14 protein-coding genes and 1 other RNA gene are annotated in these 15,206 nt (G+C 50.8%); 8 read left to right on the top strand and 7 right to left on the bottom strand.

Annotated elements, in window-relative coordinates; genetic code table 11:
• Positions 1-79 precede the first annotated feature (79 nt).
• Positions 80-1,123 (bottom strand): PLP-dependent cysteine synthase family protein, encoded by a 1,044-nt coding sequence (locus AC1DUO_RS04065; protein ID WP_013576630.1) that lies wholly within the window; start codon positions 1,121-1,123, stop codon positions 80-82.
• 120 nt (positions 1,124-1,243) lie between these two features.
• On the opposite strand from AC1DUO_RS04065, the gene AC1DUO_RS04060 reads away from it, so the two are divergent.
• The 5 genes from AC1DUO_RS04060 to amtB all read left to right on the top strand — a co-directional run bounded on the left by AC1DUO_RS04060 (position 1,244) and on the right by amtB (position 7,455).
• Complete coding sequence (locus tag AC1DUO_RS04060; protein WP_013576629.1) at positions 1,244-1,699, top strand: Lrp/AsnC family transcriptional regulator; 456 nt, start codon at positions 1,244-1,246, stop codon at positions 1,697-1,699.
• Between the two features lie 136 nt (positions 1,700-1,835).
• Positions 1,836-3,608: a SmdA family multidrug ABC transporter permease/ATP-binding protein gene (locus tag AC1DUO_RS04055; RefSeq protein WP_119261885.1), complete on the top strand. Its 1,773-nt coding sequence runs from the start codon at positions 1,836-1,838 to the stop codon at positions 3,606-3,608.
• On the top strand, positions 3,568-5,400 hold the full coding sequence (locus AC1DUO_RS04050) for a SmdB family multidrug efflux ABC transporter permease/ATP-binding protein (RefSeq protein WP_370447488.1): 1,833 nt from the start codon (positions 3,568-3,570) through the stop codon (positions 5,398-5,400). Before AC1DUO_RS04055 ends, AC1DUO_RS04050 begins: the two co-directional genes overlap by 41 nt.
• A gap of 341 nt (positions 5,401-5,741) precedes the next feature.
• Complete coding sequence (gene glnK / locus AC1DUO_RS04045; protein WP_009639071.1) at positions 5,742-6,080, top strand: P-II family nitrogen regulator; 339 nt, start codon at positions 5,742-5,744, stop codon at positions 6,078-6,080.
• An 85-nt stretch (positions 6,081-6,165) separates the two neighbouring features.
• The gene (gene amtB / locus AC1DUO_RS04040) at positions 6,166-7,455 is read left to right on the top strand and encodes an ammonium transporter AmtB (RefSeq protein WP_013576624.1); all 1,290 of its coding nucleotides are present in this window, start codon (positions 6,166-6,168) and stop codon (positions 7,453-7,455) included.
• A gap of 140 nt (positions 7,456-7,595) precedes the next feature.
• On the opposite strand, the gene tesB is transcribed toward amtB, so the two are convergent.
• Entirely contained in the window at positions 7,596-8,462 is an 867-nt protein-coding gene (gene tesB / locus AC1DUO_RS04035; protein ID WP_013576623.1) for an acyl-CoA thioesterase II, read from the bottom strand.
• Between the two features lie 271 nt (positions 8,463-8,733).
• Between tesB and AC1DUO_RS04030 the strand changes: the two genes are divergently transcribed.
• A complete protein-coding gene (locus AC1DUO_RS04030; protein ID WP_037036825.1) occupies positions 8,734-9,315 on the top strand; it encodes a YbaY family lipoprotein in 582 nt (193 codons plus the stop codon).
• A 68-nt stretch (positions 9,316-9,383) separates the two neighbouring features.
• Here AC1DUO_RS04030 and AC1DUO_RS04025 read toward each other — a convergent pair whose 3' ends face one another.
• Positions 9,384-9,692, bottom strand: coding sequence for an MGMT family protein (locus tag AC1DUO_RS04025; RefSeq protein WP_037036827.1), 309 nt, complete (start codon positions 9,690-9,692; stop codon positions 9,384-9,386).
• A gap of 192 nt (positions 9,693-9,884) precedes the next feature.
• Between AC1DUO_RS04025 and ffs the strand changes: the two genes are divergently transcribed.
• Positions 9,885-9,981, top strand: an RNA gene (gene ffs, locus AC1DUO_RS04020) — signal recognition particle sRNA small type.
• Between the two features lie 126 nt (positions 9,982-10,107).
• Here ffs and AC1DUO_RS04015 read toward each other — a convergent pair.
• On the bottom strand, positions 10,108-11,457 hold the full coding sequence (locus AC1DUO_RS04015) for an NCS2 family permease (RefSeq protein WP_119261884.1): 1,350 nt from the start codon (positions 11,455-11,457) through the stop codon (positions 10,108-10,110).
• Between the two features lie 76 nt (positions 11,458-11,533).
• Entirely contained in the window at positions 11,534-13,321 is a 1,788-nt protein-coding gene (locus AC1DUO_RS04010; RefSeq protein WP_013576619.1) for an adenine deaminase, read from the bottom strand.
• A 139-nt stretch (positions 13,322-13,460) separates the two neighbouring features.
• Between AC1DUO_RS04010 and AC1DUO_RS04005 the strand changes: the two genes are divergently transcribed.
• Entirely contained in the window at positions 13,461-14,417 is a 957-nt protein-coding gene (locus AC1DUO_RS04005; RefSeq protein WP_013576618.1) for a LysR family transcriptional regulator, read from the top strand.
• A 75-nt stretch (positions 14,418-14,492) separates the two neighbouring features.
• Here the strand turns inward: AC1DUO_RS04005 and AC1DUO_RS04000 are convergent, their stop codons facing one another.
• Both AC1DUO_RS04000 and tomB read right to left on the bottom strand, forming a co-directional pair.
• A complete protein-coding gene (locus AC1DUO_RS04000; protein WP_013576617.1) occupies positions 14,493-14,696 on the bottom strand; it encodes an HHA domain-containing protein in 204 nt (67 codons plus the stop codon).
• A 45-nt stretch (positions 14,697-14,741) separates the two neighbouring features.
• Complete coding sequence (gene tomB / locus AC1DUO_RS03995; RefSeq protein ID WP_013576616.1) at positions 14,742-15,110, bottom strand: Hha toxicity modulator TomB; 369 nt, start codon at positions 15,108-15,110, stop codon at positions 14,742-14,744.
• Positions 15,111-15,206 lie beyond the last annotated feature (96 nt).

Raw genomic sequence — 15,206 nt, 5'->3', positions numbered from 1 at the left:
CCGAATCACTTACTCTTGTAAGCTCATCGGGATTCATTCATTTGCTGCCTTGTTGTAGTTCGAATGATTTCGAGGATATTCAGTTGAGACCTTCCAGTTGTGCAGCGTAAACGGAAATATCCCCGATATTCTTCGCTACCCAGTTGTCATCAAAGTAGGTATTCAGATAACGTTCACCGCTGTCGCAAAGCAGGGTAACGATCGAGCCGGTTTCACCTTTCTCGCGCATTTGTTTTGCCAGTTGCAATGCCCCCCACATATTGGTTCCCGTCGAGCCGCCGACTTTTCTCCCCAGTACCTGTTCAAGCCAGCGAACGGTAGCAATGCTTGCAGCATCAGGTACTTGCATCATGCTGTCAATGACGTCGGGGATAAATGAGGGTTCGGCGCGCGGGCGGCCAATGCCTTCAATGCGGCTGCTGCATTGAGCGGTAACGCTGGCATCACGTTGCTGAAAGTAATCGTAAAAGACAGAGTTTTCCGGATCCACCACGACCAGTTCGGTATCGTGCCCCTGATAGCGGATGTAGCGGCCTAGCGTTGCGGACGTTCCGCCGGTACCCGCACTCATCACCAGATAACGCGGCACCGGATACGGTTCGCGGGACATCTGACGGAAAATACTGTCTGCAATGTTGTTGTTTCCGCGCCAGTCGGTGGCCCGTTCTGCGTAGGTGAACTGATCCATATAATGGCCGTTCAGCTCTTTAGCGAGCTGCTCTGAGGCAGCATAAATCTGACCTGAGTTTTCGACAAAGTGGCAGCGACCACCATAAAACTCAATTTGCTGAATTTTGCGCGGGGCTGTACAGGCAGGCATTACGGCAATAAAGGGCAGGCCCAGCAGACGCGCGAAATAGGCTTCGGAGACAGCGGTACTGCCCGAAGACGCCTCAATAATCGGCGTATTTTCGCGGATCCAGCCATTGCACAGGCCATATAAAAACAATGAGCGTGCCAGACGATGTTTCAGGCTTCCGGAAGGATGCGTGCTTTCATCTTTGAGGTACAACGAAATTCCAGGAAAGTCGTTCAGCGTGAGACGAATTAAATGTGTGTCGGCTGAACGTTGATAATCGGCGTCGATTTCTTTAATGGCGTGAGTGACCCAGGAATTGCGCATGTTGCAGGCTCATTTAAGTGTTTTGATGAGATAAAGAATAACGTAATCACCAGAGAAATAAGTTACTCTTTGACCCATAGATCATCTTATTTGGAGAAATATTTTCTCCGGGAGTGCGATATGGTAGATAAAATTGACCTCAGGCTTTTATCGCTGCTACAGCGGGATTGCACCCTTTCTCTGAACGAGCTGGCTGAGGCCGTCAACCTCACCACCACCCCCTGCTGGAAAAGAATAAAGCGCCTTGAAGATGACGGGATTATTTGCGGAAAAGTGGCGTTACTTGACGCTGAGAAACTGGGACTTAGCCTGACAGCATTTGTGCTGATTAAAACCCAGCATCACAACAGCGAGTGGTATCAGCGATTTGTTCAGCAAGTCGAAGCGTTTCCAGAGGTGCTGGGTTTTTACCGGATGGCGGGCGAGTACGATTATTTGCTGCAAGTTCAGGTCTCCGATATGAAAAGCTACGATAACTTTTACAAGCGACTTGTGAATGGCATTCCGGGACTGAACGACGTGACCTCAAGTTTTGCGATGGAGCGCATAAAATCGACCACAGCATTGCCGATTTAATGCAAAAGTTGCAGTAAAAAGTTTCATCAGAAACCCCTGTTAACTCTGGTATCCTTGTCGGCCTGAAGAGAAAATTGGTCTTTCTGTCGCCGGTTTAACTCAATAAAATTATTATTATTTGTATGGAAAACACTGCGTGAGATTGTTTGCACAATTAGGCTGGTACTTCCGGCGTGAATGGCGCCGGTATTTGGGTGCCGTCGCCTTACTGGTCATTATCGCCGTTCTGCAATTACTGCCGCCAAAACTGGTGGGCGTAATTATCGATGGTGTTACGTCAAAACAAATGTCTTACGGCGTGCTTTTTGCGTGGCTTGGCCTGATGCTCGGCACGGCTGTTGTGGTGTATCTGCTGCGTTATGTCTGGCGCGTGCTGCTGTTCGGCGCGTCTTATCAGCTTGCTGTTGAACTACGACAGGATTTTTTCCGTCAGCTGAGCCGTCAGCATCCCGCTTTTTATCTGCGCCATCGCACCGGTGATTTGATTGCCCGAGCGACTAATGACGTCGACCGGGTGGTGTTCGCTGCGGGAGAGGGCGTATTGACGCTGGTCGATTCGCTGGTCATGGGGCTGGCGGTACTTATCGTTATGGCAACCCAGATCAGCTGGGAACTGACGTTATTGTCGCTGGTGCCGATGCCGGTAATGGCGATCATTATCAAGCGATATGGTGATCAACTTCATTCCCGTTTCAAAACCGCACAGGCGGCGTTTTCCTCGCTTAACGATCAGGCGCAGGAAAGCCTGACCAGTATCCGTATGATCAAAGCTTTTGGCCTGGAGAATCATCAGTCATCGCAGTTTGCTGATGTGGCTGCGGATACCGGTGCAAAAAATATGCGTGTCGCGCGTGTTGATGCCCGCTTTGATCCGACCATCTATGTCTCTATCGGTATGGCAAACCTGCTGGCCATCGGCGGCGGTAGCTGGATGGTAGTCAATGGCCACCTGACGCTGGGTGAACTCACCAGCTTTGTGATGTACCTTGGCCTGATGATCTGGCCGATGCTCGCGCTCGCCTGGATGTTTAACATTGTCGAACGTGGCAGCGCGGCTTACAGCCGTATCCGTAGCCTGTTACAGGAAGCCCCGGCTGTTGTTGATGGCACAACACCGTTACCGGCAGGCCGCGCGACGCTTGAGGCTCACATCAACGATTTCCATTATCCGGAAAATAGCCACGCTGCTTTAACGACCGTTACTTTTTCCCTGCAACCAGGGCAAATGCTGGGGTTATGCGGTCCGACAGGTTCCGGTAAAAGTACGCTGCTTTCACTCCTTCAGCGCCAGTTCGATGTCACTGACGGTGACGTGTCCTATCACGGGTTATCCCTTAAAGAAATCCAGCTTGATGACTGGCGTGCCCGGCTGGCAGTTGTCAGTCAGACGCCTTTCTTGTTCTCAGACACTGTCGCGCAGAACATTGCGCTCGGAAGGCCTGATGCCACGCAGGAAGAGATTGAAGAAGCCGCGCGTCTCGCCAGCGTTCATGATGACATTCTGCGATTGCCTCAGGGATATGAAACTGAAGTCGGCGAGCGCGGCGTCATGTTATCGGGTGGTCAGAAGCAGCGTATTTCGATTGCGCGCGCATTGCTCCTCAAAGCCGAAATTCTGATCCTGGATGATGCTTTATCCGCCGTTGATGGCCGGACGGAGCACCAGATTCTGCACAATCTGCGTCAGTGGGGAAATGACCGTACGGTGATCATCAGCGCACATCGTCTCTCTGCACTGACCGAAGCCAGTGAGATTCTGGTCTTCAGCCAGGGGAGTATTTCGCAGCGTGGCAATCATGACCAGCTTGCTGCCGAAGCCGGCTGGTACCGCGATATGTTCCGTTATCAGCAATTAGAAGCTGCGCTGGATGATGTGTCACAGGAAAAGGAGCCGGAACACCGTGGCTGAACCCAAAAAAATTAAAATTCAGAAGCTTTGGCCAACGCTAAAGCGCCTGTTGAAATACGGGAAACCTTACCGCAAGCCGTTGTCTTATGCGGTTCTGATGTTGTGGATTGCAGCGGCAGCGGAAGTGACCGGCCCTATATTAATCAGCTTCTTTATCGATCACTACGTGGCTAAAGGTGAAATGCCGTGGGGGAAAGTCAGTTTGCTCGCGCTGAGTTTTATCTTCCTGCAATTCCTGGCAGCAAGCCTGCACTATTTTCAGGCACTGTTGTTCAACCGTGCTGCGGTGGGGGTCGTCCAATGCTTGCGCACCGAAGTCATGGATGCGGCATTACGGCAACCGTTGAGCGCATTTGATACACAGCCTGTAGGTCAGCTGATTTCCCGCGTGACTAATGACACGGAAGTTATCCGTGATCTGTATGTGACCGTGGTGTCGACAGTCTTACGCAGCATCGCCCTGATTGGTGCGATGCTGGTGGCGATGTTCAGCCTCGACTGGCGACTGGCATCGGTGGCAATTTGTATCTTCCCGGCCGTATTTGTCGTGATGGGGCTGTACCAGATTTACAGTACGCCGGTGGTGCGCAAAGTACGCGCTTATCTGGCGGATATTAATGATGGCTTCAATGAAGTCATCAACGGTATGAATGTGATTCAGCAATTCCGTCAGCAGAAAAGGTTTGGCGAACGACTTGCCCGCGCCAGCCAGTCGCACTACCTGGCCCGCATGCAAACGCTGCGACTGGAAGGATTTCTGTTGCGTCCTTTGCTCAGCTTATTCTCGTCGTTGATTTTATGCGGTCTGCTCATTCTCTTTGGATTCAGTGCCGAAGGTTCTGTGGGCGTTGGGGTTCTGTACGCCTTCATCAATTATCTCGGACGGCTCAACGAGCCTCTGATTGAACTGACCTCACAACAATCGATTATGCAGCAGGCAGTCGTTGCCGGTGAACGTATCTTTGATTTGATGGACAGGACGCAACAGCAATACGGGCCAGACGAAAAGTTGCTCACCAGCGGCGAGATTGACATCAAAGACGTCAGCTTTGCTTACCTCCCGGATAAATGGGTGCTGGAAAATATTTCCCTGCACGTGCCTTCGCGCGGTTTTGTGGCGTTGGTTGGACATACCGGCAGTGGTAAAAGTACGCTGGCAAATCTGCTGATGGGTTATTACCCGTTAAACAAAGGTGAGGTCAGGGTTGACGGACGTAACCTCGCCGACTTATCGCACACCAGCCTGCGCAAAGGTATTGCAATGGTTCAGCAGGATCCGGTGGTTCTGGCAGAATCCGTGTTCGCTAATGTCACGTTAGGCCGTGATATTGATGAAGCGCAGGTGTGGCACGCGCTGGACATTGTGCAGCTCTCACCGCTGGTACGCGAAATGCCCGAAGGTTTGAATACGCGTCTGGGAGAGCAGGGCAATAATCTTTCTGTCGGGCAGAAACAATTACTGGCGATGGCGCGCGTTTTGGTGCAGGCACCGGAAATTCTGATCCTTGACGAGGCAACGGCCAATATTGATTCCGGCACCGAGCAGGCTATTCAGCGTGCATTACGGGCTATCCGGCAGCAGACTACGCTTGTGGTTATCGCACATCGGCTTTCGACGATTGTGGATGCCGATAATATTTTGGTATTGCACCGTGGCCAGGCTGTTGAGCAGGGTAATCACTTGCAACTGCTGGCAGAAAAAGGCCGGTATTATCAGATGTATCAGTTGCAACTTGCCGGACAGCAATTGGCTTCTGCCGGACAGATTATGCCTGCAACAGAAAACGCATAATCTTTGCATCGGTGCCGTATCCCTGCGGCACCGGCTTTCTTCTTTCTCCGTTTTTCATTTCCTGTTTTTCTTTTCCCCGCACTGTATTCATGCAGGCAGAACCCTTTTTCAATTCGGGTGCACTAAAAAGCAGCGGTGAGCACTTAAATGGTGCGTGTGCTGCTGTGCTGCATATGGCATGACAACTGTGCGCCTGGTCACGATTATTCTGAAAATGCCGTATTACGCGGGAATTGCATGAATCTGCGCCCGATTTCAACTCTGGCACATCCTTTGCTTTATCCAATCCGTATCGGGCGCGAATCCTCTCGCGGCAAGCCCTTAATTCGAGGAGTGGCACAATGAAGCTGGTTACTGTGGTGATCAAACCTTTTAAGCTGGAAGACGTGCGTGAAGCGCTGTCTGCTGTTGGAATTCAGGGGCTGACCGTAACGGAAGTTAAAGGTTTTGGCCGTCAGAAAGGTCATGCCGAACTTTACCGTGGCGCGGAATACAGCGTGAACTTTCTGCCAAAAGTAAAAATCGACATTGCTATTGCAGACGATCAGCTTGATGAAGTGATCGATGTGATCAGCAAAGCGGCCTATACCGGCAAGATCGGTGATGGCAAAATTTTCGTTGCTGAATTGCAACGTGTTATCCGTATTCGTACTGGTGAAACCGACGAAGCAGCACTGTAATTTCAGGCTTTTATCTCTCATACCAATCGGTTTGAGATAAATCAGATTAGAAAAAACAGTTTTGAGAAACAGGGGTGGGTTAATAATGAAAAAACTTTTATCCATGATGGGGCTTGGTGCCGTGGCTTTGCTGCCTTCGCTTGCCATGGCAGCAGCGCCAGCAGCGGCAAACGGTGCTGATAACGCCTTTATGATGATTTGTACCGCGCTGGTATTGTTCATGACCGTACCGGGCGTGGCGTTGTTCTACGGTGGCTTACTGCGTTCTAAAAACGTTTTGTCCATGCTGACTCAGGTTATTGTCACCTTTGCTCTGGTCTGCGTGTTGTGGATCCTCTACGGCTACAGTCTGGCCTTCAGCGAAGGTAACGCGTTCTTCGGTGGTTTCAGTAACGTCATGATGAAAGGCATCGGCCTGGACTCCGTGACAGGCACCTTCTCCCAGATGATCCACGTTGCTTTCCAGTGCTCATTTGCCTGTATCACTGTGGCGCTGATCGTGGGCGGTATCGCTGAACGTGTACGTTTCTCAGCGGTTCTGATTTTCACTGTGATCTGGCTGACTTTCTCTTACATCCCGATGGCTCACATGGTGTGGGCAGGCGGTTTCCTGGCTGCTGATGGTGCGCTGGACTTTGCCGGTGGTACTGTTGTTCACATCAACGCCGCTATCGCAGGTCTGGTGGGGGCTTATCTGCTGGGTAAACGTGCCGGTTTCGGTAAAGAAGCTTTCAAACCACACAACCTGCCAATGGTCTTCACTGGTGCATCAATCCTGTATGTGGGTTGGTTCGGCTTCAACGCAGGTTCTGCAAGTGCAGCAAGCCCTGTTGCCGCGTTGGCTTTCCTGAACACGGTGATTGCAACGGCTGGTGCAATCCTGTCCTGGACACTGGTTGAATGGATGGTGCGTGGTAAACCTTCACTGCTGGGCGCAAGCTCCGGTGCTATCGCAGGTCTGGTCGCTATCACACCTGCATGTGGTACGGTCGGCGTGGGTGGTGCTCTCATCATCGGTCTCGTAGGCGGTATCACTGGCCTGTGGGGTGTGGTTACCCTGAAAAAATGGCTGCGTGTTGATGACACCTGTGACGTGTTCGGTGTTCATGGTGTGTGCGGTATCGTAGGTTGTCTGCTGACTGGCGTATTCACTTCCAGCTCACTCGGCGGCGTAGGTTATGCAGAAGGTGTGACCATGGGCCATCAGGTTTGGGTTCAGTTCTTCAGCGTGTGCGTGACATTGGTCTGGTCTGGTGTTGTTGCTTTCATCGGTTACAAAGTGGCGGACATGATCGTAGGTCTGCGTGTTCCTGAAGAACAAGAACGCGAAGGGCTGGATGTTAATAGCCACGGCGAAAACGCTTACAACCAATAATGAGATTTCAGAGAAAGTAGTGCGCTAACTCTCTCATTAATGAGTTAAAAATAATAAAATAATGATGATATGCAAAAGGGGCGATAATGATATCGCCCCTTTTTAATGCGCCATTTTTACAGGGCGCTCTTTAATGATGATTATTCAGGCTTTCGCTGACGAATAACCCCTTCCTGTACTGTGGAGGCGACCAGCACGCCATCGCGGGTATAAAACTGTCCACGCACAAAACCACGCGCACCGGATGCAGAGGTACTTTCGACGGCATACAGCAACCAGTCATCCATGCGGAACGGGCGGTGGAACCACATCGAATGGTCGATGGTCGCGACCTGCATTCCCGGTTCAAGGAAGCCAATGCCATGGGGTTGCAGCGCCGTAGGCAGGAAATTGAAGTCAGACGCATAGCCCAGTAAATACTGATGAATTCGCAAATCATCTGGCATTTCACCGTTGGCCCTGAACCACACTGCACGGTTAGGCTCTTCGACACTCCCTTTCATCGGGTTATGAAACTTCACCGGACGCATTTCAATAGGCTTATGACCAATAAATTTTTCGCGGAATTTTTCCGGTATCAGATGCGCCAGATTTTTAGCAATATCTGATTCTGATACCAGTGTTTCCGGCGGCGGCACATCCGGCATGGTGTTCTGATGCTCAAAACCACTTTCCTGGCTTTGGAACGACGCCGTCATATAGAAAATCGGCTTGCCATGCTGCACCGCTTTTACGCGGCGGGCGCTGAAACTGTTGCCATCGCGCAGGATTTCCACGTCATAGATAATCGGCTTGCTGCTGTCACCCGGGCGCAAAAAGTAGCTGTGGAAAGAATGGATACCACGTTCCGCCGGGACAGTCTGTTTGGCGGCATATAATGCCTGGCCTACGACCTGACCGCCAAAGACCTGACGTAAACCCAGGTCTTCACTTTGACCACGAAACAGCCCTTCTTCAATTTTTTCCAGATCAAGCAGATCCAGCAGATTTTTTAATGCCTGACTCATAGTGGCCTCATGAAAGTTACCGGAGAAATCGACCTAAGTTGTTCGGGGTAATGCAGGCAGGAATTTTCTGAAATACGCCTTAACCGACAGGTCTAACCTGTTAATCATAGTGGATCTTACGTTTTGTCAGAAGATCTGTTTGGCCGCTGACAGGAAAACCTCAGACTTTTGTGCCATGATTAGTAGGTAAGCTGGTTAAAGTCACTAAATTCATCGTCGGCGTTTATTACAGCTTGTCGACAAGCGACTAATAAAAAAGGGAGTACGATCAATGAAACTTTGGCAGATAGTAGGTGGAACCGCGCTGTCTCTGACTCTTGCCGGGTGCGCACAGCATCATGAGGCACCAGCGCAGCAACCTCCTGTGAATACGGCGGCTAGCCCGGACACCGGACCTGCGATCACTGGCCCGAATGTATCGGGTAGCGTGTTTATCAATCAGCGTGTAGCCTTGCCACCGGATGCTGTCCTGACGGTGACATTGTCTGATGCTTCGGTGGCGGATGCGCCATCCCGCGTGATTTCGCAAAAGGTGGCGAGAACTCAGGGTAAACAGGCACCGTTTACCTTCATCCTGCCGTATAACCCGCAGGAAATTGCCCCTAACGCGCGTATTCTGCTGAGTGCGGCGGTAACCATCAATGGTCAGATGACCTTCATCACTGACTCCATTAAAGAAGTGATTAATCACGGTCAGGGTACACGTGCCGATCTGCAACTTGTCCCGGTTGTCGCCGTCCCTGTAGCGACCAAACCCAGTGCCCTGGGACCAATGACTAACCCGTCAAATCCAGGACTGGGCACTTCGCCTGCACCGGTTAGTATGGTACCTGCACAACCAACGACCTATTAATTCATCACTTATGATGGCTAAGCACCGCTCTCGCGGTGCTTTTTTATGTGCGTTTTGAAGGCAGGCATTCACCATTTCCAGCCGTATTTCTCTAAATCGATTTTGCCTTTCTTAAACGTGATGCCCTCGGCCAGCAGTGCCTGACGCTGACGTTTAAAGTCTTCGCCCTGCAAAGAGATTTCACCGTGCCGGTTTATCACCCGGTGCCAGGGAAGAGTGCTGCCTTCCGGCAATTTCTTGAGTACCCCCCCGACCTGACGTGCCGCGCGGGGTGAACCGGCCAGTTGCGCGACGTTCCCGTAAGTTGTGACCTGCCCGACCGGGATGGCGGCGATAATCTGAAATACGCGCTGGCGAAAGTTATCGGGTTCCGACATGACATCCTCCTCAGTGATTTGCGCCAGTATGACGCAAAAATTAAGGTTTTGTAGGCTCTGATTCAGGCGTATTGTTTAAGAAAACAACGGTTGTCGGCAGTTAACTTGCTTTTGTTTCGGCCATCACAGATAATGCCCACCGCTTCGATTCTCTTAGCAGAGAAATGAAGCTGACAACGTCAATGGGGGCCCTGTTGGTTCTCCCGCAACGCTAACTTGTCAACTTGGTCAGGTCCGGAAGGAAGCAGCCATGGCAGGTGTCGTGTGTGCCGGGATGTAGCTGGCAGGGCCTCCACCATTTCAGGCCTCCGGAATTATCTCTTCTCTTTGATTTCCTCCTAAAAATATCTTCAAAGCCAGGCTGCGCCCATAAAAAAGGGCACGTTTTCACGCGCCCTCTGTTAACCCGCAAGTTTCAGTGATGAACCAGCGTCGCAAAATAATACACCAGCGGGATTGCCAGAATATAAAGGCCTACAGGCACTTCACGTGCTTTTCCTGCGACCACTTTAATGATGACGTAAAACAGCAGGCCGCCGGCGATACCGGTGCCGAAGCTGTTGGAAATCAGCGTAATCATTACCATCATCAGTACCGGCAGCGCGTCGGTAAAATTCGCTAAGTCCACTTTTCGCAAATTACTGAACATGTTCAGGCCAATCAGAATCAGTGCCGGTGCGGTCGCCTCTTTCGGGATCATCAGCGCAATCGGAGTAAATAACAGCATCAGCAGAAACATGACTGCAGCGGTAAGTGCCGTCAGGCCAGTTTTCCCGCCTGCTTCAGCGGCGGCAGAGGATTCGATCAATGCTGTAGCTGCAGGAATACCGACGATCGGGCCCAGCGCTGCTGCAATGGAATCCACCATGAAAGGCCGGTTGATATTTTTCATATTGCCGTGTTCATCGAGCAATCCAGCCTCACCACCGACAGCCAGTGTGGTGCCCATCGTAGAGAAGAACTCCGAGGCGAAGAAGATAAACAGGAATGGCAGAAAGGCGATGTTGATAGCACCGATAAGATCGACTTTGCCCAATAACGGAGCAACCGAGTGAGGCAGCGAGATCCATTGCTCAGGTAAATGCGTTACGCCAAACGGTATACCCGCCACCGTCGCCAGCAAAATGGCCCATAAAATGGCACCCGGTACTTTACGAGCCTGTAACCCCACGGCGACCAGCAGACCAAGAAGCGCAATTAACGCACCCGGCGCAGTAAAATCTCCCAGAGCCAGCGCATGTGTTTTGGTATTTGCCATTACCAGCCCGGCATTGCGGAAGCCGAGCAGGGCGACAAAAATGCCAATAGAAGCGGTCAGCCCAAGCTTGATCGACTGCGGAACAGAACGGGTGACTACTTCGCGTAAGCCAAACACTGTCATCACGAAAAATAAAATCCCCGACCAGCATGCAATCCCCAGCGCGACGGGCCAGGTAATGCCGTCGCCCGCCAGCGTAATACCGACCAGTACCGAGCCGCCAATGCCAGGCCCGACCATAAAGGGCAGGTTGGCGTAAAAAGCCATCAGGAGAGAGCCCAGTACAAACACCAGGATCACGCCGGTGGTGGCTGCGCCTTTATCTATACCACTGACGGCCAGCAAGCCCGGGATCACCACCAGTAAATACGCCGCCGCCAGAAACCCGGTGATGCCTGCCAGACATTCCGTTTTAATCTTGGTCTGGCGCTGGTGCAGATGGAAGCGGCGTTGTAACCAGCTTTCGTCTGCTGAGACGGTAACATTTTTCACAGAACTTTCGGACATACTTAAATTCCCCTGAAAATAATTTTTATAATGTTGTGTTTGCTATCTTTTTACGTCTGGTGGTTTTGAGAATGCTTCAGATTTCTTCTGGCCAGATTTCCAGAACCGGGTTGACGATTTCCCGTGAACCGCCATCTGTCAGCCCTAAATCAGTCAGATGTGGGCCTGCATTACAGGCTAAGCACGTTCCTTCGATAGCTTTGAAAACGCGATAAGGCGGTTCCCAGTCTGCGACCTGTGCACTGAGGTCGCGCAGGTTTTTAAACTGCTTCGCCAGTTCCGTGGCCGGTAAATCAGACAGCATTCCGGCAATCGGCATATCGATATTGGCCAGCAACTTGCCATGCTGGCTCAACGCCATACCGCCGCCGCTGGCGATCAGCTGATTGGCCGCTATCATCATGTCGACAGGATCCCGGCCGATAATCACCAGATTATGGGCGTCGTGAGAGTAAGAGGTCGCGATGGCACCGCGCAATGCTCCCCAGCCTTCAAGTAATGCCATTTTCGGTGTGGCGTCGTGGCGGCCATGGCGGTGCTGAACCCAAATCAGGCTGAAGCCGTCAGGTATCTGTACGGCACCATCCCGCACATTCACGGTTACTTCACTCCATTGTGTAAAGCGTGCGCCTTTAATATTGCGCAGACGCGCTTTGCCGTTGTTCAGCCCCGGAATTTTTAGCCTGAAATCAGCGGCGTTCAGCGGCGTTAAGCGCATGGTGTCTCGTGGTGGAACCACTCCGCTCGCGGCGGCAGGGGTAAACAGCAGCTTGCCTTGCTGAGCTACACAGGTTCCGCCGACATATACTGCACGCGGAAGAAGATTTTCCAGCGAGTCAAACGCGATAAGATCAGCCGTGCGGCCTGCGGCAATCAGCCCTAAATCAGAACGTTGCATGCGAATAGCGGCATTCAACGTCGCCATGCGTAGTACATCTTCTGCACGTAATCCGTAGGAAATCAGGAGCTTGATTAAGGCGATCAGCCCGCCTTTTTCCAGCAGATGATCGGGCGGTACGTCGTCAGTACACAATGTTATTTGTGATGAAAGATGGGGAAGTGCGAGCAAAGCGGCTGCGATATCGGGCAGAAGATAAGGATGTGAGCCGCGAATTTGCAGCGTCAGACCGGCACGCAGCTTTTCCAGGGCATCATCAGCCGAGGTCAGTTCGTGATCTGATGTCACACCTGCGGCAAGATACGCCTGCAATTGTTCATCTTTGAGGCCGCGTGCGTGGCCTTCAATCAGCTTTCCGCTGTTTAGTCCGGCTTCGAGGATTTCCAGCATTCGCCCGCTGCCATTGAGCACGCCATGCATATCCATCACTTCGGCGACACCTGCAATTTCCGGCCAGCTAAGCATTGTCTGCATTTCCTGGCCTGTGAAATCCGCACCGGACATCTCTAAGCCCGGTGTTGACGGCACGCTGGAAGGCGCAGCGCATATCACGCGTAATGGCAGATTACGGCTGGACTGGATGGCGTACTGCACCCCGGCAACGCCCAGCACATTCGCCAGTTCATGCGGATCCCAAAACACCGTTGTTGTGCCCTGAGCGACGACGACTTCGGCGTATTTTTCGGGTGGCAAATGCGAGCTTTCGATGTGAACGTGCGTGTCGATAAGGCCGGGAGAGAGGTAATTTCCTGATAAATCATCAACGTTTTCAGTCTGCGTGAATTTCCCGCGTGAATGAACGCTGGCAATCATATTGCCGGTGATGCCGACATCGGCTTCGCGAATTTCCCCTGTGACCATGTCGATAACACGGGCATTAATCAGCAGACGGTCGAAAGGGATGTTCCCCAGTGCTGCGTTTATGGCCCGCTGGCGCAGGGGCTGGGAGGTGATGCCGTCGGTCATATCAGTGTCCGGATTTAAACAATGGTGAGGCTAATGTAGGGAGCAGGGGGGGCTTTGCACAGATGAATTATTTTATCCGTTTATAAGATACGGTTATGCTGAGCAAACGTTTTCTATTTTTCGCGGAATAGCTGCTCATATGTCTGAACCCTGGCGCCGGTTACCTGCCCTTTCCCTCAAGCAAATTCAATACTTTGTGACGCTGGCACAACTGCGCAGTTTCACCGATACGGCGAATCGTCTGGCGATCAGTCAGCCCGCGCTGAGCAGTGCGCTTCGGCAAATTGAATCGGTATTAGGGGGCAAACTACTCAACCGGACGGCACAAGGTGTGAGTCTGACTGAACAGGGTGAGGCTGTTCTGCCATATGCAGAACGTTTATTGAATACCGCGCTTAGTGTTTTCGATGATATGCAGCAAATTATGCGTCAGGGCGGGGATGGCACATTACGCATTGGATTAGTACCTTCGGTGAGTACATTGTTATTTCCGGTCGTTCCACAATTACTGGCGGAATATTTCCCTGATATGCGTGTGGAATTTCATGACCTGACAAACGATGCATTATTACTGGAACTGGAGAACGGATCAGTGGATTTTGGTATCGGTGCAACAGACAGTACAGTGCCGGAATCCATAGCTGTTTATCCACTGCTGGAAGATCCTTTTGTGGCGGTTATCAGACGCGACGATCCGCTTTCTCAGGATCACAATATTCCCTGGCGACAACTGCTGAAAAGAGATATTGCCTTGTTCTCAAAGGGGAATGTTAGCAGGCTGGTGACATCACTGAGTGAGAGTCATCGTTTGAATTTACGGGTGAGTTATCGCGTAGATTTTCAGGAGACGTTATATGGACTGGTGCGTTCGCGTCTGGCATTAGCAATATTACCAGAGTTATATACTGCAACACTTAACGATAATGAATTAACAGTGATTCACTTGCAGCAGCCCACATTAAGCAGAACAGTGGCGATGATGCGCAAACCCGCACCATTGCGTTCACCTAAAACGGAACAATGTTTTCAGTTTCTGTTGCAAACATTTCATCGGCAGATCAAAGAGAAAGTAGAAAAACTTAACTCAAAGATATAGTTAAATAATATTAACGATAATATGGTTAAATATTAACCAGCCAGACCGGGGGATATTCCGGCCTGGCTTTATAGATCAGCGTACAAATTTCCAGACTGATACCGGGATTTTATCGTACAACTTGTTCATCGTTAGCTCCGCTAAACGATGGTCAGCTGCCGAGTAAAACAATTCCAGCTCGTCGTCGGAAAGTTCGTACTTATTTTTTTCAATAACACGTTCAAGTGTATCGATAGTGGTGCATTTTCGTAAACGCATCAAATAGTCGATTTTGTTCATCTTAGCCTTTTGATTTTTATCTGATGACTGCATATAAATTATTACTCAAGTCTTCATTAGGGTACAGATGTAGTCCCCTGAGAACATTCTGAATAACCGCTTCTTGGTCTTTTGCCATTGGCGTAAATCAGAATCGTTAATTCCATAATTACTGAACAGCGTGTAGGTATCATCCAGATACTCTTCAACCAGATCACTTAAATGGTTATCGTCTGGATACTTAATTTTAAAACTCATCACAAAGGATGCAATGTGCTCAATCAGTTCATTGAGCTGCAAGTTAACAGCCGAAGTCGGATCGTTAACCCAACCATGATGACTGTCACCCAGTGTCGCAATCCCTTCATCATACAGCATTTCATTCAGGTAGCGTAACTGAGCGATATCGTGCCGCTTAGGCGAGTACTCATCCATATCATCCCCTCCGTAATGGTTTATTCGGTGTTGATAACACTCTGTGAGTAAACAACAAAACTTAATGGCTTACAGGAAACGGCTCTCACTAAAACG

The organism is Rahnella sp. P4_A8, assembly GCF_056402435.1.
The sequence above is the reverse complement of the archived record's forward strand: the minus strand, read 5'-3'. Positions and strand labels throughout refer to the sequence as shown.

Excerpts from the sequence above, each read along its gene's own strand:
- AC1DUO_RS04015 (WP_119261884.1), bottom strand. The coding sequence starts at position 11,457 with ATGTCCGAAAGTTCTGTGAAAAATGTTACCGTCTCAGCAGACGAAAGC.
- tesB (WP_013576623.1), bottom strand. The coding sequence starts at position 8,462 with ATGAGTCAGGCATTAAAAAATCTGCTGGATCTGCTTGATCTGGAAAAA.
- AC1DUO_RS04050 (WP_370447488.1), top strand. The coding sequence starts at position 3,568 with ATGATGTGTCACAGGAAAAGGAGCCGGAACACCGTGGCTGAACCCAAA.
- AC1DUO_RS04030 (WP_037036825.1), top strand. The coding sequence starts at position 8,734 with ATGAAACTTTGGCAGATAGTAGGTGGAACCGCGCTGTCTCTGACTCTT.
- AC1DUO_RS04025 (WP_037036827.1), bottom strand. The coding sequence starts at position 9,692 with ATGTCGGAACCCGATAACTTTCGCCAGCGCGTATTTCAGATTATCGCC.
- glnK (WP_009639071.1), top strand. The coding sequence starts at position 5,742 with ATGAAGCTGGTTACTGTGGTGATCAAACCTTTTAAGCTGGAAGACGTG.
- AC1DUO_RS04005 (WP_013576618.1), top strand. The coding sequence starts at position 13,461 with ATGTCTGAACCCTGGCGCCGGTTACCTGCCCTTTCCCTCAAGCAAATT.
- amtB (WP_013576624.1), top strand. The coding sequence starts at position 6,166 with ATGAAAAAACTTTTATCCATGATGGGGCTTGGTGCCGTGGCTTTGCTG.
- tomB (WP_013576616.1), bottom strand. The coding sequence starts at position 15,110 with ATGGATGAGTACTCGCCTAAGCGGCACGATATCGCTCAGTTACGCTAC.
- AC1DUO_RS04060 (WP_013576629.1), top strand. The coding sequence starts at position 1,244 with ATGGTAGATAAAATTGACCTCAGGCTTTTATCGCTGCTACAGCGGGAT.
- AC1DUO_RS04010 (WP_013576619.1), bottom strand. The coding sequence starts at position 13,321 with ATGACCGACGGCATCACCTCCCAGCCCCTGCGCCAGCGGGCCATAAAC.
- AC1DUO_RS04000 (WP_013576617.1), bottom strand. The coding sequence starts at position 14,696 with ATGAACAAAATCGACTATTTGATGCGTTTACGAAAATGCACCACTATC.
- AC1DUO_RS04065 (WP_013576630.1), bottom strand. The coding sequence starts at position 1,123 with ATGCGCAATTCCTGGGTCACTCACGCCATTAAAGAAATCGACGCCGAT.